Annotated in this window: 20 protein-coding genes; 3 read left to right on the top strand and 17 right to left on the bottom strand. The window is 61.8% G+C overall.

Annotated elements, in window-relative coordinates; genetic code table 11:
- Positions 1-122 precede the first annotated feature (122 nt).
- A complete protein-coding gene (locus PQR40_RS05905; RefSeq protein WP_408508601.1) occupies positions 123-1409 on the top strand; it encodes a D-amino acid dehydrogenase in 1287 nt (428 codons plus the stop codon).
- A 169-nt stretch (positions 1410-1578) separates the two neighbouring features.
- On the opposite strand, the gene PQR40_RS05900 is transcribed toward PQR40_RS05905, so the two are convergent.
- From PQR40_RS05900 to PQR40_RS05875, 6 genes are all read right to left on the bottom strand, one after another.
- The gene (locus PQR40_RS05900) at positions 1579-3369 is read right to left on the bottom strand and encodes an acyl-CoA dehydrogenase (protein ID WP_408333909.1); all 1791 of its coding nucleotides are present in this window, start codon (positions 3367-3369) and stop codon (positions 1579-1581) included.
- Positions 3370-3472: 103 nt separating this feature from the next.
- Positions 3473-4408, bottom strand: a complete 936-nt coding sequence (locus tag PQR40_RS05895; protein ID WP_408508600.1) for an electron transfer flavoprotein subunit alpha/FixB family protein — start codon at positions 4406-4408, stop codon at positions 3473-3475.
- A gap of 13 nt (positions 4409-4421) precedes the next feature.
- Complete coding sequence (locus PQR40_RS05890) at positions 4422-5171, bottom strand: electron transfer flavoprotein subunit beta/FixA family protein (protein ID WP_408206236.1); 750 nt, start codon at positions 5169-5171, stop codon at positions 4422-4424.
- A 261-nt stretch (positions 5172-5432) separates the two neighbouring features.
- A complete protein-coding gene (locus PQR40_RS05885) occupies positions 5433-6233 on the bottom strand; it encodes a MetQ/NlpA family ABC transporter substrate-binding protein (protein WP_408222337.1) in 801 nt (266 codons plus the stop codon).
- Positions 6234-6258: 25 nt separating this feature from the next.
- Positions 6259-6912, bottom strand: a complete 654-nt coding sequence (locus PQR40_RS05880; RefSeq protein ID WP_054037200.1) for a methionine ABC transporter permease — start codon at positions 6910-6912, stop codon at positions 6259-6261.
- Positions 6902-7936, bottom strand: a complete 1035-nt coding sequence (locus PQR40_RS05875) for a methionine ABC transporter ATP-binding protein (protein WP_408508599.1) — start codon at positions 7934-7936, stop codon at positions 6902-6904. The genes PQR40_RS05880 and PQR40_RS05875 overlap by 11 nt, the downstream gene beginning before the upstream one ends.
- Positions 7937-8187: 251 nt before the next feature.
- Here PQR40_RS05875 and PQR40_RS05870 point away from each other — a divergent pair, with 251 nt between their 5' ends.
- A complete protein-coding gene (locus PQR40_RS05870; protein ID WP_408508598.1) occupies positions 8188-9114 on the top strand; it encodes an alpha/beta hydrolase in 927 nt (308 codons plus the stop codon).
- A gap of 148 nt (positions 9115-9262) precedes the next feature.
- Here PQR40_RS05870 and PQR40_RS05865 read toward each other — a convergent pair whose 3' ends face one another.
- Positions 9263-10063, bottom strand: a complete 801-nt coding sequence (locus PQR40_RS05865; protein ID WP_408333900.1) for an enoyl-CoA hydratase — start codon at positions 10061-10063, stop codon at positions 9263-9265.
- A gap of 78 nt (positions 10064-10141) precedes the next feature.
- Positions 10142-11065, bottom strand: a complete 924-nt coding sequence (locus tag PQR40_RS05860; RefSeq protein WP_408222345.1) for a histone deacetylase family protein — start codon at positions 11063-11065, stop codon at positions 10142-10144.
- A gap of 244 nt (positions 11066-11309) precedes the next feature.
- On the opposite strand from PQR40_RS05860, the gene mltB reads away from it, so the two are divergent.
- Positions 11310-12497 carry a lytic murein transglycosylase B gene (mltB, locus tag PQR40_RS05855; protein WP_408222347.1) on the top strand — a complete coding sequence of 396 codons (1188 nt, stop codon included), beginning with the start codon at positions 11310-11312 and terminating at the stop codon, positions 12495-12497.
- A gap of 131 nt (positions 12498-12628) precedes the next feature.
- Here the strand turns inward: mltB and cysM are convergent, their stop codons facing one another.
- The 9 genes from cysM to rpsA all read right to left on the bottom strand — a co-directional run bounded on the left by cysM (position 12629) and on the right by rpsA (position 21965).
- Entirely contained in the window at positions 12629-13531 is a 903-nt protein-coding gene (gene cysM, locus PQR40_RS05850; RefSeq protein ID WP_408222349.1) for a cysteine synthase CysM, read from the bottom strand.
- A 273-nt stretch (positions 13532-13804) separates the two neighbouring features.
- Entirely contained in the window at positions 13805-14188 is a 384-nt protein-coding gene (locus PQR40_RS05845; RefSeq protein WP_408222351.1) for a ComEA family DNA-binding protein, read from the bottom strand.
- Between the two features lie 77 nt (positions 14189-14265).
- Positions 14266-15258, bottom strand: a complete 993-nt coding sequence (rfaD, locus tag PQR40_RS05840) for an ADP-glyceromanno-heptose 6-epimerase (RefSeq protein ID WP_408222353.1) — start codon at positions 15256-15258, stop codon at positions 14266-14268.
- A 98-nt stretch (positions 15259-15356) separates the two neighbouring features.
- Positions 15357-16364 (bottom strand): D-glycero-beta-D-manno-heptose-7-phosphate kinase, encoded by a 1008-nt coding sequence (rfaE1, locus tag PQR40_RS05835; protein WP_408222355.1) that lies wholly within the window; start codon positions 16362-16364, stop codon positions 15357-15359.
- The gene (locus PQR40_RS05830; protein WP_408333889.1) at positions 16318-17733 is read right to left on the bottom strand and encodes a UDP-glucose dehydrogenase family protein; all 1416 of its coding nucleotides are present in this window, start codon (positions 17731-17733) and stop codon (positions 16318-16320) included. Before PQR40_RS05830 ends, rfaE1 begins: the two co-directional genes overlap by 47 nt.
- A 126-nt stretch (positions 17734-17859) precedes the next feature.
- The gene (gene lapB, locus PQR40_RS05825; RefSeq protein WP_408222359.1) at positions 17860-19035 is read right to left on the bottom strand and encodes a lipopolysaccharide assembly protein LapB; all 1176 of its coding nucleotides are present in this window, start codon (positions 19033-19035) and stop codon (positions 17860-17862) included.
- Positions 19036-19104: 69 nt separating this feature from the next.
- Complete coding sequence (locus tag PQR40_RS05820; protein ID WP_074282569.1) at positions 19105-19398, bottom strand: LapA family protein; 294 nt, start codon at positions 19396-19398, stop codon at positions 19105-19107.
- 379 nt (positions 19399-19777) lie between these two features.
- Positions 19778-20104, bottom strand: coding sequence for an integration host factor subunit beta (locus PQR40_RS05815; protein WP_028200079.1), 327 nt, complete (start codon positions 20102-20104; stop codon positions 19778-19780).
- A 127-nt stretch (positions 20105-20231) separates the two neighbouring features.
- On the bottom strand, positions 20232-21965 hold the full coding sequence (rpsA, locus tag PQR40_RS05810) for a 30S ribosomal protein S1 (protein ID WP_408222361.1): 1734 nt from the start codon (positions 21963-21965) through the stop codon (positions 20232-20234).
- Positions 21966-21976 lie beyond the last annotated feature (11 nt).

Raw genomic sequence — 21976 nt, 5'->3', positions numbered from 1 at the left:
ACTGTTAATAGTATAGCGGTTAACACTGGGCGATCCTCGTTACACCTCGTTAATCGAATGAATTCAACCGAATCGACGAGCGCGCCGCCCTCAGAACTCTTATTGGATATCCTGGAGCAGCTATGCGAGTCGTCGTTTTGGGCAGTGGCGTTGTCGGAGTGACGAGTGCCTATTACCTGGCGCGCGCCGGTCATGAAGTGACCGTGATCGATCGCGAAGCCGGCCCGGCGCTCGAAACCAGCTTTGCCAATGCCGGTCAGATCTCGCCGGGCTACGCGTCGCCGTGGGCGGCCCCGGGCGTGCCGCTAAAGGCCGTCAAGTGGATGTTCCAGAAACATGCACCGCTGGCGATCCGCCTCGACGGCACGCAATTCCAGCTGCAATGGATGTGGCAGATGCTGCAAAACTGCACGTCGTCGCGTTATGCGGTGAACAAGGGGCGCATGGTCCGCCTCGCCGAATACAGCCGTGATTGCCTGCAAGCGCTGCGCGCCGAAACCGGCATCCAGTACGAAGGCCGCACCGGCGGCACGCTGCAGGTATTCCGCACGCAACAACAATTCGATGGCGCCGCGAAAGACATCGCCGTGCTGCAGGAAGCCAACGTGCCGTATGAATTGCTGTCGCCGACCGAACTCGCGCAAGCCGAACCGGCACTCGCCGCGGTCTCGCACAAGCTGACGGGCGGTCTGCGCCTGCCGGGCGACGAAACCGGCGACTGCCAGATGTTCACCACGCGCCTCGCCGCGCTGGCCGAACAACTGGGCGTCAAGTTCCGCTACAACACCCCGATCGATGCGCTCGCCATGGTGGGCGACCGTATCGCCGGCGTGCAATGCGGCGATGAACTGGTGCGCGCGGATTCGTTTGTCGTAGCGCTCGGTTCATACTCGACCAAATTCCTGTCCGGCCTCGTGAAGATTCCGGTCTACCCGCTCAAGGGTTATTCGATCACCGCGCCGATCGTCAACGAAGCGTCCGCACCGATTTCGACCGTGCTCGACGAGACGTACAAGATCGCGATCACGCGTTTCGACGACCGGATTCGCGTCGGCGGCATGGCCGAGATCGTCGGCTTCGACAAATCGTTGCGCGAGGCGCGCCGCGAGACGCTGGAACTGTGCGTGAACGATCTGTTCCCGGGCGGCGGCGATACATCGAAAGCCACGTTCTGGACCGGTCTGCGTCCGATGACGCCGGACGGCACGCCGATCGTCGGCCGCACCCCCGTGCCGAACCTGTTCCTGAACACGGGGCACGGCACACTGGGCTGGACGATGTCGTGCGGCTCGGGGCAATTGCTGGCCGACGTGATGTCGGGCAAGCAGCCGGTGATCAAGGCGGACGATCTGTCGGTGCATCGCTATCTCGGCGAGACTGGCAGTGCACATCGCCCGGCTTATGCATGAAGCTTAGAGGCTTGGAATTGAGGCTTAACGATTAACGCTTCGCGAGCGGTTGAGCCGGTTTTGTTATCGCCAAGAAACCGGCCTGACAAAAGCAAACGGCGCCCCAACACAGGGCGCCGTTTGCTTTTACCCACGAGCTTTCGCTACACAGCTCGAGAGAAGCGCGGCCTCAGAACTGATCTTCCGACAACGCCAGCACACTCTCCCCACCCTTCGCGCTGACGATCGACGCTTCGAACGCTGACGCCAACGGCAACACGTGCTCCGCGTAGAACTGCGCGGTCGCGATTTTCGCGCCATAGAACGAGGGATCTTCGGCGCGCTTTTCAGCCGCCACGAGTAACGCACGCGCCATCTGCCAGCCGCCCAGGACAACGCCCGCCAGCTTCAGATACGGCACGCTGCCGGCAAACACCGCGTTCGGATCGCTCTTCGTGTTGGCGACGACGAAATCGACCGCCGCACTCAGCGAGCGATGACCCTGCGTCAGATACTTCTTCATCGAGTCGAACGCAGCGCCCTGTTGCGCGCCGAGCGCGTCGATCGTTTCCGTCACTTCAGCCAGTAACGACTTCGCAACCTTGCCGCCGTCACGCACAGTCTTGCGGCCAATCAGATCGTTAGCCTGGATCGCGGTCGTCCCTTCGTAGATCGGCAGGATGCGCGCGTCGCGGTAGTACTGCGCGGCGCCAGTTTCTTCGATGAAGCCCATGCCGCCGTGCACCTGCACGCCGAGGCTCGTCACGTCGATCGACAACTCCGTGCTCCAGCCCTTCACGATCGGTACGAGGTATTCGTAGATCGCCTGATGCCCGGCACGTTTTGCTTCATCAGGATGACGATGGGCGATATCGCAATGAGCCGCGGCGACATAGGCCAATGCGCGCGAGGCTTCGGTCAGGCCACGCATCGTCGCGAGCATGCGGCGTACGTCCGGGTGCTGAATGATCGCCACCGACTGCTTCGCGGAACCATCCACAGGCCGGCTTTGCACGCGATCCTTCGCATACGCCACAGCCTGCTGATACGCGCGATCCGACACGCCGACGCCCTGCATTCCCACCGCGAAACGCGCCGCGTTCATCATGATGAACATGTACTCGAGGCCGCGATTTTCTTCACCGATCAGGTGGCCGATCGCGCCGCCGTGGTCGCCGAATTGCAGCACCGCGGTTGGGCTCGCCTTGATGCCGAGCTTGTGCTCGATCGACACGCAATGCACGTCGTTACGTTCGCCGAGCGAGCCGTCTTCGTTGACGAGAAACTTCGGCACGATGAAAAGCGAAATGCCTTTCACGCCTTCCGGTGCATCTGGCGTGCGCGCCAGCACGAGATGGGCGATGTTCTTCGCCATGTCGTGCTCACCCCACGTGATGAAAATCTTGGTGCCGAACAGCTTGAACGAACCATCGCCCTGCGGCACGGCGCGCGTGCGCACCAGCGCGAGATCGGAGCCGGCCTGCGGCTCGGTCAGGTTCATCGTGCCAGTCCACTCGCCGGAAATCAGCTTGGGCACGTAGGTCTGTTTTTGCGCTTCGGTGCCGGCGGTCAGCAACGCTTCGATCGCGCCGTCGGTCAACAACGGGCACAGCGCAAACGACAGGTTCGACGCGTTGAGCATTTCGACGCACGGCGTCGCGATCAGCTTGGGCAGACCCTGGCCTTCGTAGTCGACCGGATGTTGCACGCCTTGCCAGCCGCCTTCGCCGAACTGGCGGAATGCGTCCTTGAAACCTGGCGTTGCGGTGACCACGCCATCCTTCCAGCTGCTCGGATTGCGATCGCCTTCGACGTTCAACGGCGCCAACACTTCGCCGCACAGCTTCGCCGACTCTTCGAGCACTGCCTGCGCGGTCTCGAGGTTCGCGTCTTCGAAGCCCGGCAGCGTCGCGATGTGTTCGAGACCGGCCAGTTCTTTCATCACGAACAGCATGTCCTTGATGGGCGCCGTATAGCTCATTTCAGTTCTCCTCCTGCCTTTCGATATAAAAAGGGCGCCGGACTTGATAGGTCCCGCGCCCTTTCGTATGCTGCCAGACGCCTTTTAACCGGCGCTGCGGCGCTTAGCCGAGCTCGCTAACGAGTTCCGGCACGACCGTGAACAGATCGCCCACCAGACCATAATCGGCGACGCTGAAAATCGGCGCTTCCGGGTCCTTGTTGATCGCGACAATCACCTTCGAGTCTTTCATGCCGGCCAGATGCTGGATCGCACCCGAGATTCCGACCGCCACATACAGTTGCGGCGCGACGATCTTGCCGGTCTGGCCGACCTGATAGTCGTTCGGCACGAAGCCCGCATCGACAGCCGCGCGCGATGCACCCAGCGCTGCGTTCAGCTTGTCTGCCAGCGGCTCAAGAATCCTGGTGTAGTTCTCGCCGTTGCCGAGACCACGGCCGCCCGAGACGATGATCTTCGCCGAGGTCAGTTCCGGACGGTCCAGCTTCGTCACTTCACGGCTCACGAACTGCAGCAGGCCACTGTCGGCTGCCGCTTCGATCGTCTCGACCGTTGCGCTGCCGCCAACGGCTGCCACTGGATCGAAGCCGGTCGTGCGGACCGTGATGACCTTGACCGGGTCAGCCGATTGCACCGTAGCGATTGCGTTACCCGCGTAGATCGGACGCTCGAACGTGTCAGCGCTGTCCACTGCCGTGATGTCGCTGATCTGCGCGACGTCCAGCTTCGCGGCGATACGCGGTGCGATGTTCTTGCCGTAAGCCGTCGCCGGCGTGAGGATGTGCGAATAGTCCTTCGCGATGTTCAGCACCGTCGCTTCGACGTTTTCGGCCAGCCCTGCTTCGAGTTGCGGCGCGTCGGCCAGCAACACCTTCGAAACGCCTGCAATCTTCGCTGCGGCATCGGCCGCGGCCTGTGCGTTGTGCCCTGCCACCAGCACGTGAATATCGCCACCGATCTTCTGCGCGGCTGCAATCGTGTTCAGCGTCGCGGCCTTGATCGATGCGTTATCGTGTTCTGCAATTACCAGATTCGTCATTTCGTCCGTCTCCTTACAGCACCTTGGCTTCGGTCTTCAGCTTCTCGACCAGCGTCTTCACATCCGGCACCTTCACACCGGCGGAGCGCTTCGGCGGCTCGACAACCTTCAGCGTCTTCAGACGCGGCGTAACGTCGACACCCAGGTCTTCCGGCTTGACGATTTCCAGCGGCTTCTTCTTCGCCTTCATGATATTCGGCAGCGTCACATAGCGCGGCTCGTTCAGGCGCAGATCGGTCGTGATCACGGCCGGCAAGCTCAGCGACAGCGTTTCAGCACCGCCGTCCACTTCGCGCGACACCGTAGCTTTACCGTCGGCCACGACAACCTTCGACGCGAACGTGGCTTGCGGCAGGTTAGCCAGCGCAGCCAGCATCTGGCCGGTCTGGTTCGAATCGTCGTCGATCGCCTGCTTGCCCAGAATGACGAGCCCAGGCTGTTCCTTGTCGACCAGCGCCTTCAGCAGCTTGGCGACGGCCAGCGGCTGCAGTTCTTCATTCGACTCGATCAGGATCGCGCGGTCCGCACCGATCGCGAGCGCGGTACGCAGCGTTTCCTGCGCTTGCGTCACGCCGGCCGACACGGCGATCACTTCGGTCGCCACGCCCGCTTCGCGCAGACGCACCGCTTCTTCCACCGCGATTTCGTCGAACGGATTCATCGACATCTTCACGTTCGCGATGTCGACGCCCGTGCCGTCCGACTTCACCCGGACTTTCACGTTGTAATCGACTACTCTCTTCACTGGCACCAGGATTTTCATGCACACGCTCCAAAGTTACGAATACGTCAACCCAACGAACATTATAGCGACTGCCCTCATGACAGCCTTGTCGCGGGTGCTTTAGCAGGAGGATATCGCTCCTCAGCGGCGTGACGGCAATATCGAACGATCGTTCTATTTTAATCTCGAAAAAACCCGGGCGACAACCCCGGGTTAAGACGGACGACTCTAATTTTGCATTGCCGTCGTATCTTGCTATGCCAACAATCGGGAAAAACGGTTGAAAAACCAGCCGTCAAATCACCAGGCAGTGGTCACCGCCCCGCCGAACTTGCCCTCGACGAACTGCTTCACTTCCGGCGAATGATAAGCCGCGACCAGCTTGGCGACCCACGGCTTGTTCCTGTCAGCTTCGCGAATTGCGATGATGTTCACGTACGGACCCTTCGGGTCTTCGATGGCGATCGCGTCCTGCTTCGGCTTCAGACCGGCTTCCATCGCGAAGTTCGTATTGATCGCGGCGGCGTCCACGTCATTCAGCGAGCGCGGGATTTGCGCGGCGTCGAGTTCGACGATCTTCAGCTTCTTCGGGTTGTCGACGATGTCGAGCGGCGTTGCCTTGAGGCCGGCGTCCGCGCGCAGCTTCAGCAGACCCTGCTTTTGCAGCAACAGAAGTGCCCGGCCGCCATTGGTCGGATCGTTCGGTACCGCGATCTTTGCGCCCGGCTGCAATTCAGCCAGCGTCTTCACTTTCTTTGAGTAGATGCCCATCGGGTAAGTGACGGTATCGGCGATGCGGATCAGTTTGTAGCCGCGGTCCTTCACCTGCGCCTGCAAGTACGGGTCATGCTGGTAGCTGTTCGCCTCCAGGTCGCCGCCGGCAAGCGCCGCGTTCGGCTGCACGTAGTCGGAGAACTCGACGATCTTGATGTTCAGACCGTTCTTTGCCGCGACCGTCTTCACGACTTCCATGATCTGCGCGTGCGGGCCGCCGGTGACACCGACCTTGATCGTGTCTTCGGCGTGAGCCGCGGTGGCGGCAGCGAACAGCGACGCGGCGCCGAGCGTGGCGGCCAGCTTGAGAATGAAACGACGTTGCATGATGAACTTTTCCGATGACGCTTGTTTATTTATGGCTCAAACGACGCACGAGCCAATCCCCGAACGACTGCACCAGTTGCACGAAGACGATCAGAATGACCACGACCGTCACCATCACTTCCGGCAGGAAACGCTGATACCCGTAACGAATGCCCAGATCCCCGAGCCCGCCGCCACCGATCGCACCGGCCATCGCCGAATAGCCGACCAGCGACACGAAGGTAATCGTCAAACCGGCGACCACGCCCGGCAGTGACTCCGGCAACAGCACCTTGAAGACGATCTGGCTGGTGGTGGCGCCCATCGCCTGCGCCGCTTCGATCAGACCGCGATCGACTTCACGCAGCGCTGTCTCAACCAGACGCGCGATAAACGGCGCTGCGGCGATCGTCAGCGGCACCACGGCCGCAGCCGTGCCGATCGACGAACCCACCACGAGGCGCGTGAACGGAATCACCGCGACCAGCAGGATGATGAACGGCGTCGAGCGCACGGCGTTGACGATCACACCCATCACACGATTCACGGCAATGTTCTGCAACACGCCCTGACGGTCCGTCAGATACAGCAGCACGCCGAGCGGCAAACCGACCGCCGCGCCGACCAGTCCGGAGATGCCCACCATCACGAGCGTTTCCCAGAACGACTGGACGAACATATCGAACATTTCACTCAACATACGACAGATCCTCGACCACCACGCCCTGTTCGCGCAGATACGTCAGCGCCTGCGCCACCTTCACCGATTCACCGCCTACGAGCACCGCGAGCGAGCCGAACGCCTGACCCTGGATTTCGTCGATCTGGCCGTGCAGGATGTTGAAGTCGAGTTCGTAGCGACGAATCGTTTCCGACAGGATCGGCTGATCGACACCCGAGCCGGTGAACGCCAGGCGCAGCAAGTGGCCGCTACCCGTCTTCAGGCGTTCGGCCACGCGCGCTTTCATGGCGGGCGGCAGTTCCTGAGCGATCACGTCGCCGATCAGCGCACGCGTCACTTCATGATGCGGTTGCAGGAACACGTCGATGACCTTGCCCTCTTCAACCACGCGGCCCGCATCCAGCACCGCGACGCGGTCGCAGACCTGCTTGATCACGTCCATCTGGTGCGTGATGAGCACGATGGTCAGGTTCAGTTCGCGATTGATGCGCTTGAGGAGGTCGAGAATCGAGCGCGTGGTCTCGGGATCGAGCGCCGAAGTCGCTTCGTCGGAGAGCAGCACTTTGGGTTTGCTCGCCAGCGCACGCGCGATACCGACGCGCTGCTTCTGCCCGCCGCTGATCTGTGCCGGATAACGATCCTTCTGCGCCGACAGGCCGACCAGTTCGAGCAACGGCAGCACGTTCGCCTCGATCTCGTCGCGCTTCATGCCGGCGAGCTCGAGCGGCAACGCCACGTTCTCGTACACCGTGCGCGACGACAGCAGGTTGAAGTGCTGGAAGATCATGCCGATTTCGCGACGCGCCTCGCGCAATTGCGCGGCGGGCAGCGTTGTCAGATCGCGGCCGTTGACGACGATATTGCCTTCGCTCGGGCGCGTCAGCAGGTTGATGGTGCGCACGAGCGTACTCTTGCCCGCGCCGCTGCGGCCAATGATGCCGAACACCTCACCCGCTGGAATCGACAGATTGACGTTGTGCAGCGCCTCGACCCAGCCCCGGGGTCCTGCAAAGCGCTGAGAGATATTGCGTATTTCGATCATGGAAAAACGAAACGGCGGAGTTTGCCAACGAGCGTTATGCGCTCCCGACAAGCGGCCGCCGTTGCTTTTATTGGGATTTGAGCCCGCAATTCTACCGCAGCACCGTCATTCCCTTTAATAATCAATTACGATCTTTTCATAACCACAAAGCATTAGAGGTGCGCCCGGCGCGAGAGGCTCACGCCTGCGCGCCCGCTGCGACTATGATCGGGCGAACCAGAATCAGGACACGTTCAGGATAAACGGCCGCTATGGAAACAACTCGATCCGGCAATGTACGTTCCGTTGCGGGTGCGCCTGCGGACGCCCCTGCGGACGCCCCAAAAGGCGGTGCCGCGCTGCGCTCGACGGTCACGACGAGCGACGGCATCGAACTGCCGCTGTATCGCTGGCCCGCCACAGCGCCATTGCGCGGCACGGTCGCGCTGGTGCACGGGCTCGCGGAGCACGCCGGGCGTTACGCGGCGCTGGCGGATCGGCTGACCCCGGCCGGCATTGAACTCGTTGCCATCGATTTGCGCGGACACGGGCATGCGCCCGGCCAACGCGTGTGGGTGGAGCGCTTCGACGACTACCTGCTCGACGTCCAGGCCTTGCTCGATGACGCGGCAACCAGTTGCGCACCGCTCTTTCTGATGGGCCACAGCATGGGAGGCGCGGTCGCGGCGCTCTACGCAATCGAACGGCTCGAGGCGAGCGGGCGCCGACTAAGCGGTCTGATCCTGTCTAGCCCCGCGCTCGCGCCCGGCCGCGATGTGCCGCGCTGGATGCTTAAGGTGAGTCAGGTGATCAGCCGAATCTGGCCGACCTTCCCGGCGATGAAAATCGATGCGGCTTTGTTGTCGCGGCTTCAGCCCGTGGTGAACGCCAATCGCAACGATCCGCTGGTACATCACGGCGCGATTCCGGCGCGCACGGGCGCAGAGTTGTTGTTGGCAATGGCGCGCATCGAACGCGGCCGGGCGGGTTTGCGTGTGCCGCTGCTGGTGTATCACGGCACGGCCGACAAGCTCACTGAACCCGACGGCAGCCGCGATTTCGGCGCGCACGCCGGCTCGCCGGACAAGACGCTCACGATGCACGAAGACAGCTATCACGAGACGATGAACGACCTCGATCGCGATCGGGTGATCGGCGCGCTGATCGATTGGATCGGGAAGCGGCTGCCCAAAGCCTGAGCGGCAGACGACGTTTCGACATAGACAAACGGGTTGAGTGAATCGACGCGCGGACGCCCCAAGTTTCAGCATCGGAGGGCATTTAGAAGCTCAGGCGGTCAGACGAGTAGGTGCGGGGGCGGGCCCTGCCAGGAACGGCCTGGTCCGGCTAACGCTTCCAGTCCGGCGGTCGTTTGTCGATGAAGGCCTGCACGCCTTCGAGCGCGGAGTCGTCCATCATGTTGCAGGCCATGGTCTGTCCGGCGAGCTGATACGCTGCTTCGATGCCCATTTCAAGCTGGCGATAGAAAAGCCCTTTGCCGGCACTCACGGCTTCGACGGGCTTCGCACAGATGCTTTTCGCGAGCCGCGCGACCTCTGCGTCGAGCGCGTCTGCCGGAGCGATGCGATTCACCAGGCCTTGCTGCCTCGCTTGCGCGGCGTCGATGAAATCGCCGGTCAGCAACATTTCGAGCGCAGCCTTACGCGACAGATTGCGCGACAACGGCACCGAAGGCGTTGCGCAGAAGAGCCCCAGGTTGACGCCCGAAACGGCAAAGCGCGCGGTGTCGGCTGCAACCGCCAGATCGCACATCGCGACCAGCTGACAGCCCGCCGCCGTGGCGATACCGTGCACGCGCGCGATCACCGGTTGCGGCAAACGCTGGATCGTCAACATCAGTTTCGTGCAGCGCGCGAACAACGCCTGGTAGTAAGCCAGCGACGGCGCCGCGCGCATTTCCTTCAGATCGTGTCCAGCACAGAACGCCCGACCGGCGCCCGCGATGACCACCACCCGCGCATCGGACTCCACCAGCTCCATCAGCGCCGACTGCAACTCGTCGATCAGGGCTTCAGAGAGAGCGTTGAAGGCATCTGGGCGGTTCATCGTCAATCGGACGACGCCCGGCACACCATAGGCGTCGTGGTCGATCTCGACCAGTGAAGCGCTGCGCACATCGGCATTCATGGCTCGGTCCTCGTTGATTGCATGCGGTTCGCGGCGTTCGCGCATGCGACGTCCGCGCAGTTCTTGTGGCGGGGCAGCTCAGATCCCGGCCAGCGCGCGCACGTGCGCGACCACGCTGCGCCCAAGCGCCGACAGGTTGTACCCGCCTTCGAGACAGCTGACGATCCGCCCGCGCGCATAGCGCTTCGCGATCTCGCCTACCTGGTCGGTGATCCATGCGTAGTCGTCCTCGACGAGACCCATGTTGCCAAGATCGTCCTCGCGATGCGCATCGAAGCCAGCCGAGATGAAGATCATCTCCGGCTTGAATTCATGCAACCGCGGCAGCCACAGCATATCGACCACCTCGCGCACCGCCATGCCTTTCGAGCGCGCCGGCATCGGCACGTTGCACATGTTGGGCGCCTGATTGTCGGCGCCGGTAAACGGATAGAACGGATGCTGGAAGATGCTGCACATCAGCACACGAGAATCACCCGAAAAGGCCGCTTCCGTGCCGTTGCCGTGATGAACGTCGAAGTCGACGATCGCCACACGCTGCATGCCGTGCGCATCGAGCGCATGGCGTGCGGCGATCGCGACGTTATTGAAGAAGCAGAAGCCCATCGCACGCGCCGGCTCCGCATGGTGGCCGGGCGGGCGCACGCTGCAGAACGCGTTGTCGTAGCGGCCTTCGATCACGGCGTCGGTCGCGGCCACCGCGGCACCGGCCGCGCGCAACGCGGCCTGCAAGGTGTGCGGGTTCATCGACGTGTCGGGGTCGATTTCGGCGAGACCCTCCGCGGGCGAACGGCTGCGGATGTAATCAACGTGGGCTTGCGTATGCACGCGCAACAGCGCGGCGTCATCGGCGAGCGGCGGCGACTCGCGCTCGATCAGCGAGTCGATGCGGCTCGCGATCAGTTGATCTTCGATTGCCTGCAGGCGCGCCGGGCATTCGGGATGCCATTGCCCCATATCGTGCAGCAAACAATCGGCGTGGGAATAAAAGCCTGTTGCCATGATTCTCGTCTGCGGCGCGGCGCTTTCTAAGCGCGCGCGGCGTGTCTCCGTCCAGGGGCGCGCGCACGGGGCGCGCCAACATTTGCCAAGTTACCACACGATGCGACTGTGACGCCGTGGGCACAGTTTTGCAGAAAGCGTCGGGTATACTGCCCCGATCGGTTTTCCCCCTGTCTCTTTCGCACTGCGCCCCTAGCTCACTATGACCGTCAAGCTTGCTCTGTCTGCACGAAACCGGCTACGCATGAAGACCGTGGCCGCCGCACTGTCCGTCGCATCGTGCATGTTCATGGCAACCAGTCCGGCGATGGCGCAAAGCGCCGGTAAGCAGCCACCGCTGCTGCTCGCGCAAAGCCAACCCCAACCGGCGGTGCCGCAAGGGCAAACCTTCGAAGAAGAGATCATTCCGCAGCGCTACGCGAATAACCCAAATGTCGACGCGTTCATCAGCGACATGTCGGCGCGCTACGACTTCGATGAAGCCGCACTGCACGCCCTGTTCGCACGCGTGAGCTATTCGGCCACGGCGGTCAAGCTCGTCACACCGTCACCCTCGCCGTCGATCAAGAACTGGCGCGTGTATCAGTCGCGCTTTCTCGACCAGGTGCGCATCAACGCCGGCGTGCGCTTCTGGCGCGCTAACCAGGCCACGCTGCAACGCGCCTACGAAGAGTTCGGCGTGCCGCCCGAAGTGATCGTCGGCATCATCGGCGTGGAGACGATTTACGGGCGCTTCATGGGCAACTTCCGCGTGCTCGACGCGCTGACCACGCTCAGCTTCGACTATCCGAATACCGCCAATCGCGCGGATCGCCAGGCGACCTTCCGCAAAAATCTCGAAGACTACCTGGTGTGGACGCGCGATTCGCAAATCGATCCGACCACCGTGCTCGGCTCCTACACCGGAGCAATCGGGATTCCACAGTTCCTGCCGAGCAGCATCGTGCAATACGCGGTGAGCTATGACGGCAACAAGCAGATCGATCTGCGCACGAGCCAGGCGGACGCGATCGGCAGCGTAGCGAATTATCTGCGCCAGAACGGTTGGGAAAATGGCCGGCCGGTGGTGTGGAAGATCGGCACGGACGCCGGCAGCCTGGGCGTAGCGCAAGCGGCCGCAGACGGTAAGCCGGAGCCGCATTGGCCGCTGGACCAATTGCTCCGCGCCGGACTGCTGCTGAACGAGCCGGGAATCGACATCGCGTCGGAAGCCGGCACGCCGGTGACGGTAGTCGATCTGCCGTCGCCAGGACGTGGTACCGAGTACATGCTGGGCTTGAAGAACTTCTACGTGCTGACGCGCTATAACCGCAGTTTCTTCTACGCACTCGCGGTTTATCAATTGGGCCAGCGGATCAAAGCGCAGATGGAAGCGAGCGACGCGGCGAATGCCAGCAGCAATGCGGCGGCGCCGAGCGCGGCCTCGCAATAGGCCGGGCGGCGGTTGTCAGACACTCGCGGCATCACGAACGTGTAGCACGCGACACAAAAAAACGCCGGTTAAACCGGCGCTTTTTTATTGGCCAACTCAGATTGAGGGCCACTCAATGCGCCGAAGCGCCATCAAGCCGGGAACACACCCGTGGACAGATACCGGTCACCCCGATCGCAGACGATAAACACGATCGTCGCGTTCTCGACCTGACGCGCGACGCGCAGCGCCACCTCACAGGCCCCGCCCGACGAGATGCCGGCGAAGATCCCTTCGACCGAGGCCATGCGCCGCGCCATCGCTTCGGCTGCGGCCTGGCTCACGTTCTCGACGCGGTCCACGCGGCTACGATCAAAAATCTTCGGCAGATAGGCTTCCGGCCATTTGCGGATGCCCGGAATGCGCGAACCCTCTTCCGGCTGCGCGCCGATGATCTCGATTGCCTGATTCTGTTCTTTCAGATAGGCGGACACGCCCATGATCGTGCCGGTCGTGCCCATTGATGAGACGAAGTGCGTGATGCGCCCTTCGGTGTCGTGCCAGATTTCCGGGCCGGTTGTCTCGACGTGCGCGGCCGGATTGTCCGGATTCGCGAACTGATCGAGGATGATGCCCTTTCCTTCGCGCTGCATCTGTTCGGCCAGATCGCGCGCGTATTCCATGCCGCCCGTCACCGGTGTCAGCACGATCTGCGCGCCATAGGCGGCCATGCTCTGACGGCGTTCCACCGACAGGTCTTCCGGCATGATCAGCACCATCTTGTAGCCGCGGATCGCCGCCGCCATCGCCAACGCGATGCCGGTGTTGCCACTGGTCGATTCGATCAGCGTGTCGCCCGGCTTGATGCGCCCGCGGGCTTCCGCTTTCTTGATCATCGACAGCGCCGGGCGGTCCTTCACCGAACCCGCGGGATTGTTGCCCTCGAGCTTCGCAAGGATCACGTTATTGCGGCTGCGGATTTCGTCGTCGGGGAGCCGCACAAGCTGCACGAGCGGCGTATTGCCGATCGTGTCTTCAATCGTTTTGTAAGCCATATCGGTTCTGGAGCTGTCGATGCGCGGAGTCTTCAATCCGTCGATTCTAAACCACCGTGCGCGCGGCTGCCGTACGGCCCTTCTGCCCGCATGGATGCAGGCGCGCATTACCTGCGGCCCAACGCAAAAAGCCCGCAGCTGAGAACCGCGGGAGCCAGTCATCTGCATGACAGCTGAAGGAGTGTTCTTACCCACTCCGACCATGAAGGGGAACGACGGTAACGGACCAGGCGCGCAGAGGTGACCCGCCTCGCGCGCACGGCCCGCGTCAGGCTATTTCTTCACCGCCACAGTGGCGTTGCTCTTTTCGGCAGTGGCCGCGTTGGCGCCATTGCCCGCAGCGGCCGCGCCCCTGGTTTGTGCAGACGCCGCAGCCTGCGTGTTAGCAACCGCGCCAGCCGGACCGACAGCGAGACCCTCCGCCTGCAGGCGCTCGACGGTATGCCCGCCCATGCCTTTGACGCGCTTGCCGAGATCGGACGGGTCCTTGAACGGACCATGCGCTGTACGCTCTTCGAGAATGGCTTTCGCTTTGGCAGGACCGATGCCCTTGATGCCTCGCAGCGCATCTTCGTTAGCCGTGTTGACGTCGACCGCCGCATACGCGTGGCCGAAAGCGGCGAGCATGGCCGCGGTAACCAGAATTTTTCGAAACATATGGAATCTCCCTCGTACAACCGGTTGGCGACCATCACCAACCGGGAGATTCCAGTTTAAAGAGGTATCCGAAAGATTTACACCTGGCCGAATAGCCAACGTACGTAGCGATCGACACCTTCCTGCACGCTCAGGAACGGCGCATCGTAGCCGGCAGCGCGCAGCTTCGACTGATCCGCCTGCGTGAAGCACTGGTACTTGCCGCGCAATGCGTCGGGAAACGGAATGTATTCGATCAGCCCGCGTTGCACCTGATCCGCGAGCGACAACGACGGCTCATTGTTCAACGCACGCAGCGTATTGACCACCGTGCTCGCAATGTCGTTAAACGGCTGCGCACGACCACTGCCCAGGTTGAAGATGCCCGACTTGTCCGGATTGTCGAAGAAGAACAGGTTCACCTTGACCACGTCTTCAACGGAGACGAAATCACGGGTCTGCTCGCCTGCGGCATAGCCGTTGTATTCACCGAACAGCTTGACCTTGCCTTCCGCCCGGAACTGGTTGAAGTTATGAAACGCCACCGACGCCATGCGCGCCTTGTGCGTCTCGCGCGGCCCGTACACGTTGAAATAACGGAAACCGGCAATCTGGCTTTTCGCGGTGGGCAGCACGCGGCGAATCACCTGATCGAACAGAAACTTCGAATAGCCGTACACGTTCAGCGGTTGCTCGACCTCGCGCTCCTCGACGAAGCGGCTCGAGCCGCCATACGTGGCCGCCGAAGACGCGTACAGAAACTGGATGTTCTGCGCGAGGCAGACATCGAGCACGTCGCGGCTATAACGGAAGTTGTTCTCCATCATGTAGCGGCCGTCGGTTTCCATCGTGTCCGAGCAGGCGCCTTCGTGGAAAATCGCACGCACTTTGCCGAAGTCGCCGCGCCTGAAGCGCTCCACAAATTCAGTCTTGTCGAGATAATCGTCGATCTCGCAATCGACCAGGTTCTTGAATTTGTCCGCGCGCGTGAGATTGTCGACGGCGATGATGCGTTGCTCACCGCGCTCGTTGAGCGCCTTCACGAGATTGCTGCCAATAAAGCCGGCCGCGCCGGTGACGATGAGGGTCATGATGATCCTGCGGTAAAGAGTTCAGTTGATGCCTCGCGGATTCCTCTTTTGCGCCGCTGCAACTGAAGCGTGCAAAGCAAGGAACCCGGCGGCTCGCATCAATGAAAAAGTTCGTCGTAGTTGACTGTGGCGGTGCCGAGCTTGCCGACCACGATGCCGGCCGCGCGATTTGCGAGCCCGACCGCCTCGACCAGCGTAAGACCCGCGCCGAGCATGGCGGCGAGCGTAGCGATCACGGTGTCGCCCGCGCCCGACACATCATACACTTCGCGCGCAACGGCCGAGGCGTACAGGATACCGTCGTCGGAGAAGAGCGTCATGCCCTCTTCCGAACGCGTCAGCAGCAACGCCTTGAACTCGAGATCAGCGCGAAGTTTAGTCACGCGCGCGATCAGATCTTCTTCGGATTTCCACTGGCCGACCACCTCGCGCAACTCGGCGCGATTCGGCGTGATCAGCGTGGCGCCGCGATAGCGCTCCCAATCGTCGCCCTTGGGATCGACCAGCACCGGTTTGCCTGCCGCATGCGCCTTTGCAATCATCTGCGTGACGTGCGTGAGCCCGCCCTTCGCGTAATCCGACATCAGGATCACGTCATGTGACGGCAGCAGATCGTCGAAACGCGCGAGGCCCGCGAGCAGCACTTCGTGGGCCGGCGAGTTTTCGAAATCGACGCGCAGCAATTGCTGCTGACGCGACAGCACGCGCAGTTTGATGGTGGTGAGCAAATCCGGATCGCGTTCCAGATGCGGCACCACCCCGCTCTCGCCGAGCAGTTGCACGATGCGCTCGCCGGGCTCGTCATGACCGACCACGCACAGCAAACCCGCTTGCGCACCGAGCGCAACCGCATTGCGCGCGACGTTCGCGGCGCCGCCGAGGCGGTCTTCCTGGCGCTGCACGTGCACGACCGGCACCGGCGCTTCCGGCGAAATACGGTTCACGTCGCCGAACCAGTAGCGATCGAGCATCACATCGCCGACCACCAGCACGCGCGCCGCGCCGAGGCGTTCTCGCGGCACCACGGTAAGGCCCGCCACGGGCGTGGACTGGGCAGCCTCAGGCATTGCTGGCGCCACCGGCCGAAAATTCAGAGGACTGGGCATAAGGTCGTCCGATCGAGTGATAGTCGATGCCGAGCTCGGTCATCGCGTCCGGTTCGTACAGATTGCGGCCGTCGAAAATCAGCGGTGACTTCAGCACTGATTTCAGGTGCACGAAATCCGGGCTCTTGAATTCCTTCCATTCGGTGACGACCACCAGCGCGTCGGCGCCAGTAAGCGTTTCGTCCTGGGTGCTTGTGAACGTGAGACGCGCCTGCTGCTCCGGCGCATCGTGCAGATCCATGGCGAACACGCGGCGCGCTTCGGCCACCGCGACCGGATCGTACGCACGAACCTGAGCGCCACGCGCCAGCAATTCAGCGATCACGCGACGGCTCGGCGCCTCGCGCATGTCGTCGGTATTCGGCTTGAACGCGAGGCCCCACACGGCGAACGTGCGGCCGCTCAGGTCTTCACCGAGCTTGCCCGTGATTTTTTGCACCAGCACGTCTTTCTGCTTGTAATTCACTTCCTCGACCGCTTCGAGAATGCGCAGATTGTGGCCGCTTTCGCTGGCGGTGCGGATCAGCGCCTGCACGTCCTTCGGGAAGCACGAGCCACCGTAGCCGCAACCGGCATACAGGAAATGATAGCCGATGCGCGGGTCCGAGCCGATGCCGCGGCGCACCGCTTCGATATCTGCGCCAACCCGATCCGCCAGATTCGACATCTCGTTCATGAACGAGATGCGCGTGGCGAGCATCGCATTGGCTGCGTATTTCGTGAATTCAGCCGAGCGCACGTCCATGTACAGCGTGCGGTCGTGATTGCGGTTGAACGGCGCGTACAGACGCTTCATCAGTTCGCGCGCGCGCATGCCGGCTTCGTCTTCGTCGCTGCCGAGCACGATGCGATCGGGGCGCATGAAGTCGTCCACCGCCGCGCCTTCCTTCAGAAACTCCGGGTTGGACACCACCGAGAAACGGTGCTGCTCGCTATTGGCGAGCCCGCGTTTGGCCAACTCCTCTTCGACCACGGCGCGTACGCGTTGCGCGGTGCCGACCGGCACTGTCGATTTGTCGACGATCACCTTGAAGCCATTCATTGTGCGGCCGATGTTGCGCGCCGCTTCGAGCACATATTGCAGATCGGCCGAGCCGTCTTCGTCGGGCGGCGTGCCAACGGCGATGAACTGCACCTCACCGTGCGCCACGCTCGCTTCGATATCCGTCGAAAACGTGATGCGGCGCGCCTTGCGCGTGCGGGCGATGATCTCCAGCAACCCCGGCTCGTGGATTGGCACGCCACCGTTGTTGAGGATTTCGATCTTGCGCGGATCGACGTCGAGACAGAAGACGTCGTGGCCGATTTCGGCGAGGCACGCGCCGGTGACAAGGCCAACATAACCCGTGCCGATAATGGTGATTTTCATACGCTTTCCGGTAGAGGGTTCCGGTGAGGGTTTCTCGTAGTGAACAAGGCCGTCATGATCCCGTCCGGCTTAATTTGCCCGACGGGCCGCCGTCGTTGCGGCGCGGCTACACGATTGCATTCGCTATCAGTTCGACGCCGTAATCGGTTCGACGCGACGCGGCGCATAGGTTTCCCAACCGCTGCAACCCGGGCACTGCCAGTAGAACAGCCGTGCCCTGAAACCACAATTCTGGCACGTATACCGTGGCAGATTTTTGGTGCGCTGGCGAATCAGCGTACGCATCAATTCAAGCTCGCTGCGCCGCGGCTCTTCCGCGACGGCTTCCTGGGCTTCCAGAAGACGCGTCATGCCCGCCAGATTCGGCGACTTCTGCATCTGCGAGCGCGCCAGCGCATGCGCGGCATCGGGCCCACGTACCGCCGCAATGTGCTGATAGGTCACGTCGAGCAGATCGTTCGACGGATAGCGATCCACCCACGTGGTGAGCAGATCGGCGCCATCCTGCGGACGGCCAAGCGCCTCATAGGCCTTCATCAGCTTTTCCGCGACGAGCGGCAAATAGGCGGGATTCTGTTCCTCGACGCGCCGCCACTGGACGATAGCCGCCTCTTGCGCATCGGCTGTCGCATCAACGTCGCCGAACAGGATCGTGGCGCGCACGTTGGTCGGGTTCGCCTTCAACGCAAAGCCTAGCTGACGGCGCGCCTCATCCGCATTTTTCTGCTGGAGCGCTTCCTGCGCGAGTTCGCAATGGAACTGCGCGATTTCCTTGTCGAGCGACTCGGCGCCCATGGTTTCCAGGTGGCGCGCGGTATCGATCGATTTAACCCAGTCTTTCTCGATCTGGTAGATGGTCAGCAGCGCACGCTGCGCGCCCAGTGCGTAATTGCCGGTTTCGAGCGAACGGAAGGTCTCTTCGGCACGATCGAGCAAACCGGCCTTCAGGAAGTCCTGGCCCAGCTCGTACAGCGCGTGATCGCGCTCGGTGACGGGCAGATCGGTGCGGCTCAGCAGGTTCTGATGCACGCGAATCGCGCGGTCGGTCTCACCGCGGCGGCGGAACAGATTGCCCAGCGCGAAATGCAACTCGATCGTTTCCGGGTCGAGTTTGACGACTTCGATAAACGCATCGATCGCCTGGTCCGGCTGCTCGTTGAGCAGGAAATTCAGGCCGCGGAAGTACGACCTCGGCAGGTTGGCGCTTTCGGACAGCAGCGTCTTGAGGTCGTAGCGCGCGGCCATCCAGCCGAACGCAAATGCGACGGGTATGACAAGCAGCCACCAGAAGTCTAGATCCATGCGATCAATGCAAATGTGCGGAACAGCGGAAACGGAAAGCCACGCTTCAGAAGCATGGCAGAAGACAACTTAGATCAGCGGCGGCATAGGCGGCTGTTCGACCACCACCGGAGCTTCACGCGCCACACGCAGCTCGCGCTTGAGCCGGCCATTCTCCATGCGCAGACGCACCATGGCCGGCATCGACGACACCAGTCCGGCCAGCAGCCCCACCACGAAGAACGCGAGGCCGATCAGAATCAAAGGCGCCGACCACGCGTAGCCAGCGAGGAAATTCAGCGTAGCGGGTTGTGTATTGGAAAGCGCGAGCACCAGCAGGAGCACGAACACCAGCACACGGATCAGCCAGACGATAAATTTCATGAATAGGTCTCTTGACGGCAGTTGCGGGGTGACGCCGGCTTGATGACGCGTCGCGCCACGGTGTTGCCCGCGCCGAAGTGACCCGTATTGTAATTGAAGCCCTCGCGGCTGGGCAGGAACTGGCTGATAGAGGACTGACGTGAGGTTTATCTTGCCGCAAGAGCGTGTGTGAGCAGGCAGCTTGAATTTTGGGGACGCGCCAGCCGCATGGCCAGGCTGCCGCGTCGTGCCTGCAGGTGAAAAGCACGGGTGGCAACGACTATAAACGAAGATTACGGACGAAAAAAAAGCGCCCGAAGGCGCTTTTTCTGGTCTTTTGCCGTCTGGCTTTGGCCGCTAACGCTACCAATGCCATGCCGCGAACAGCACAGCGAAGCATTTACAGGTCGTCGTCATCCGGCTCATCGGCCTTCAGCGGCTCGCCCGAACGCCGATCTACCCGCTCGCGCAATTCCTTGCCAGGCTTGAAATGCGGTACGTACTTCTCAGGTACCAGCACCTTCTCGCCCGACTTCGGATTACGCCCTACGCGGGACGGACGACGATTAAGGCCGAAGCTGCCGAAGCCGCGAATTTCGATGCGATGGCCGTTGGCAAGCGCCTCCGACATCGCATCAAGCATCGTCTTCACCGCAAAATCCGCATCTTTAAGTACAAGCTGCGGGAATCGCGTAGCCAGCTGGGCGACCAATTCCGATTTGGTCATACTGCAGCAGACCTCTCAAGAAAACGCCGGGCCGCCCCCATATTTTGCGCCCCGAAGGAAGTCCCTTGGGGGGTTCCCCCTTGCGGGAGATCTGGCGCAAAGCGCCAGATTTGGGGGCGTTCCTCAATTACTGGTTCTGGCCGTCGAGCTTGGCCTTCAGCAGCGCGCCGAGGTTCGTCGTGCCGGTAGCAGCCGAGTTCGAATCCGACGAAGCCAGGCCGCGGATCGCTTCCTGTTGCTCAGCCGAATCCTTGGCCTTGATCGACAGGTTGATGCCACGCGACTTGCGGTCGATGTTGATGATCATCGCATTGACCTTGTCGCCGTCCTTCAGGACGTTGCGTGCATCTTCCACGCGGTCTTGCGACAACTCCGAAGCGCGCAGGTAGCCTTCGACTTCCGCCGACAACTGAACCACAGCACCCTTCGCATCTACCGTCTTGACCACGCCGTCGACGATCGAACCCTTGTCGTTCATTGCAACGAAGTTGCTGAACGGGTCGCCTTCGAGCTGCTTGATACCCAGCGAAATGCGTTCCTTCTCGACGTCGATGCCGAGAACAATCGCTTCCACTTCGTCGCCCTTCTTGTACTTGCGAACTGCTTCTTCGCCCGTTTCGCTCCACGACAGGTCCGACAGGTGAACCAGACCGTCGATGCCGCCCGGCAGACCGATGAAGACGCCGAAGTCGGTGATCGACTTGATTGCGCCTTGCAGCTTGTCGCCCTTCTTGAAGTTGCGGCTGAAGTCGTCCCACGGGTTCGGCTTGCATTGCTTCATGCCGAGGCTGATACGGCGGCGGTCTTCGTCGATTTCGAGAACCATGACTTCGACTTCGTCGCCCAGCTGAACAACCTTCGACGGTGCAACGTTCTTGTTCGTCCAGTCCATTTCCGACACGTGAACCAGGCCTTCGATGCCCGATTCCACTTCGACGAATGCGCCGTAGTCGGTGATGTTGGTGACCTTACCGAACAGACGCGTGCCCGACGGGTAACGGCGCGAGATGCCTTCCCACGGATCGTCGCCCAGTTGCTTGATACCCAGCGAAACGCGGTTCTTCTCTTGATCGAACTTGAGGATCTTCGCGGTAACTTCCTGGCCAACCGACAGAACTTCGCTCGGGTGACGCACACGACGCCATGCGATGTCGGTGATGTGCAGCAGGCCGTCGATACCGCCGAGGTCCACGAACGCGCCGTAATCGGTGATGTTCTTCACCACGCCTTCCACAATCGCGCCTTCCTTCAGCGTTTCGAGCAGCTTTGCGCGCTCTTCGCCCTGGGTGGCTTCGATCACAGCACGGCGCGACAGCACGACGTTGTTACGCTTGCGGTCGAGCTTGATGACGCGGAATTCCAGCGTCTTGCCTTCGTACGGGGTCGTGTCCTTGACCGGACGCGTGTCAACCAGCGAACCCGGCAGGAACGCGCGGATGCCGTTGACCATGACGGTCATGCCGCCCTTGACCTTACCCGTGATCGTGCCGGTCACGAGTTCGTTGTTGTCGAGAGCCTTTTCCAGCGACAGCCACGAAGCCAGACGCTTCGCCTTGTCGCGCGACAGGATCGTGTCGCCATAGCCGTTTTCCAGCGCGTCGATCGCGACGGAAACGAAGTCGCCCGCCTGCACTTCTACCTCGCCCGCGTCGTTCAGGAACTCTTCGAGCGGGATGTAGGCTTCGGACTTGAGACCAGCGTTGACGACCACGAAGTTGTGGTCAACACGCACGACTTCGGCGGAAATCACTTCGCCGGCGCGCATGTCTTGCTTGGTCAGCGACTCTTCGAACAGAGCCGCAAAAGATTCGGTATTCGGGTTGGAAGTTTGCAGGTCGGACATAAAAATCAAATTTTGCATGGTTCTCGCGG

Source organism: Paraburkholderia sediminicola (genome assembly GCF_046026855.1).
GTDB classification, from domain to species: domain Bacteria; phylum Pseudomonadota; class Gammaproteobacteria; order Burkholderiales; family Burkholderiaceae; genus Paraburkholderia; species Paraburkholderia sediminicola_A.
This window is presented reverse-complemented; position numbering and strand designations above follow the sequence as displayed.

What these genes read in the sequence shown, in the direction of transcription:
- PQR40_RS05890 (WP_408206236.1), bottom strand. Translation starts at nt 5,171, where the DNA reads ATGAAAATCCTGGTGCCAGTGAAGAGAGTAGTCGATTACAACGTGAAA.
- PQR40_RS05860 (WP_408222345.1), bottom strand. Translation starts at nt 11,065, where the DNA reads ATGGCAACAGGCTTTTATTCCCACGCCGATTGTTTGCTGCACGATATG.
- PQR40_RS05830 (WP_408333889.1), bottom strand. Translation starts at nt 17,733, where the DNA reads ATGAAAATCACCATTATCGGCACGGGTTATGTTGGCCTTGTCACCGGC.
- lapB (WP_408222359.1), bottom strand. Translation starts at nt 19,035, where the DNA reads ATGGATCTAGACTTCTGGTGGCTGCTTGTCATACCCGTCGCATTTGCG.
- PQR40_RS05885 (WP_408222337.1), bottom strand. Translation starts at nt 6,233, where the DNA reads ATGCAACGTCGTTTCATTCTCAAGCTGGCCGCCACGCTCGGCGCCGCG.
- PQR40_RS05845 (WP_408222351.1), bottom strand. Translation starts at nt 14,188, where the DNA reads ATGTTTCGAAAAATTCTGGTTACCGCGGCCATGCTCGCCGCTTTCGGC.
- PQR40_RS05820 (WP_074282569.1), bottom strand. Translation starts at nt 19,398, where the DNA reads ATGAAATTTATCGTCTGGCTGATCCGTGTGCTGGTGTTCGTGCTCCTG.
- PQR40_RS05865 (WP_408333900.1), bottom strand. Translation starts at nt 10,063, where the DNA reads ATGAATGCCGATGTGCGCAGCGCTTCACTGGTCGAGATCGACCACGAC.
- PQR40_RS05905 (WP_408508601.1), top strand. Translation starts at nt 123, where the DNA reads ATGCGAGTCGTCGTTTTGGGCAGTGGCGTTGTCGGAGTGACGAGTGCC.
- mltB (WP_408222347.1), top strand. Translation starts at nt 11,310, where the DNA reads ATGAAGACCGTGGCCGCCGCACTGTCCGTCGCATCGTGCATGTTCATG.
- PQR40_RS05815 (WP_028200079.1), bottom strand. Translation starts at nt 20,104, where the DNA reads ATGACCAAATCGGAATTGGTCGCCCAGCTGGCTACGCGATTCCCGCAG.
- PQR40_RS05870 (WP_408508598.1), top strand. Translation starts at nt 8,188, where the DNA reads ATGGAAACAACTCGATCCGGCAATGTACGTTCCGTTGCGGGTGCGCCT.
- rfaE1 (WP_408222355.1), bottom strand. Translation starts at nt 16,364, where the DNA reads ATGCCCAGTCCTCTGAATTTTCGGCCGGTGGCGCCAGCAATGCCTGAG.
- PQR40_RS05900 (WP_408333909.1), bottom strand. Translation starts at nt 3,369, where the DNA reads ATGAGCTATACGGCGCCCATCAAGGACATGCTGTTCGTGATGAAAGAA.
- rfaD (WP_408222353.1), bottom strand. Translation starts at nt 15,258, where the DNA reads ATGACCCTCATCGTCACCGGCGCGGCCGGCTTTATTGGCAGCAATCTC.
- PQR40_RS05875 (WP_408508599.1), bottom strand. Translation starts at nt 7,936, where the DNA reads ATGATCGAAATACGCAATATCTCTCAGCGCTTTGCAGGACCCCGGGGC.
- PQR40_RS05895 (WP_408508600.1), bottom strand. Translation starts at nt 4,408, where the DNA reads ATGACGAATCTGGTAATTGCAGAACACGATAACGCATCGATCAAGGCC.
- PQR40_RS05880 (WP_054037200.1), bottom strand. Translation starts at nt 6,912, where the DNA reads ATGTTGAGTGAAATGTTCGATATGTTCGTCCAGTCGTTCTGGGAAACG.
- rpsA (WP_408222361.1), bottom strand. Translation starts at nt 21,965, where the DNA reads ATGCAAAATTTGATTTTTATGTCCGACCTGCAAACTTCCAACCCGAAT.
- cysM (WP_408222349.1), bottom strand. Translation starts at nt 13,531, where the DNA reads ATGGCTTACAAAACGATTGAAGACACGATCGGCAATACGCCGCTCGTG.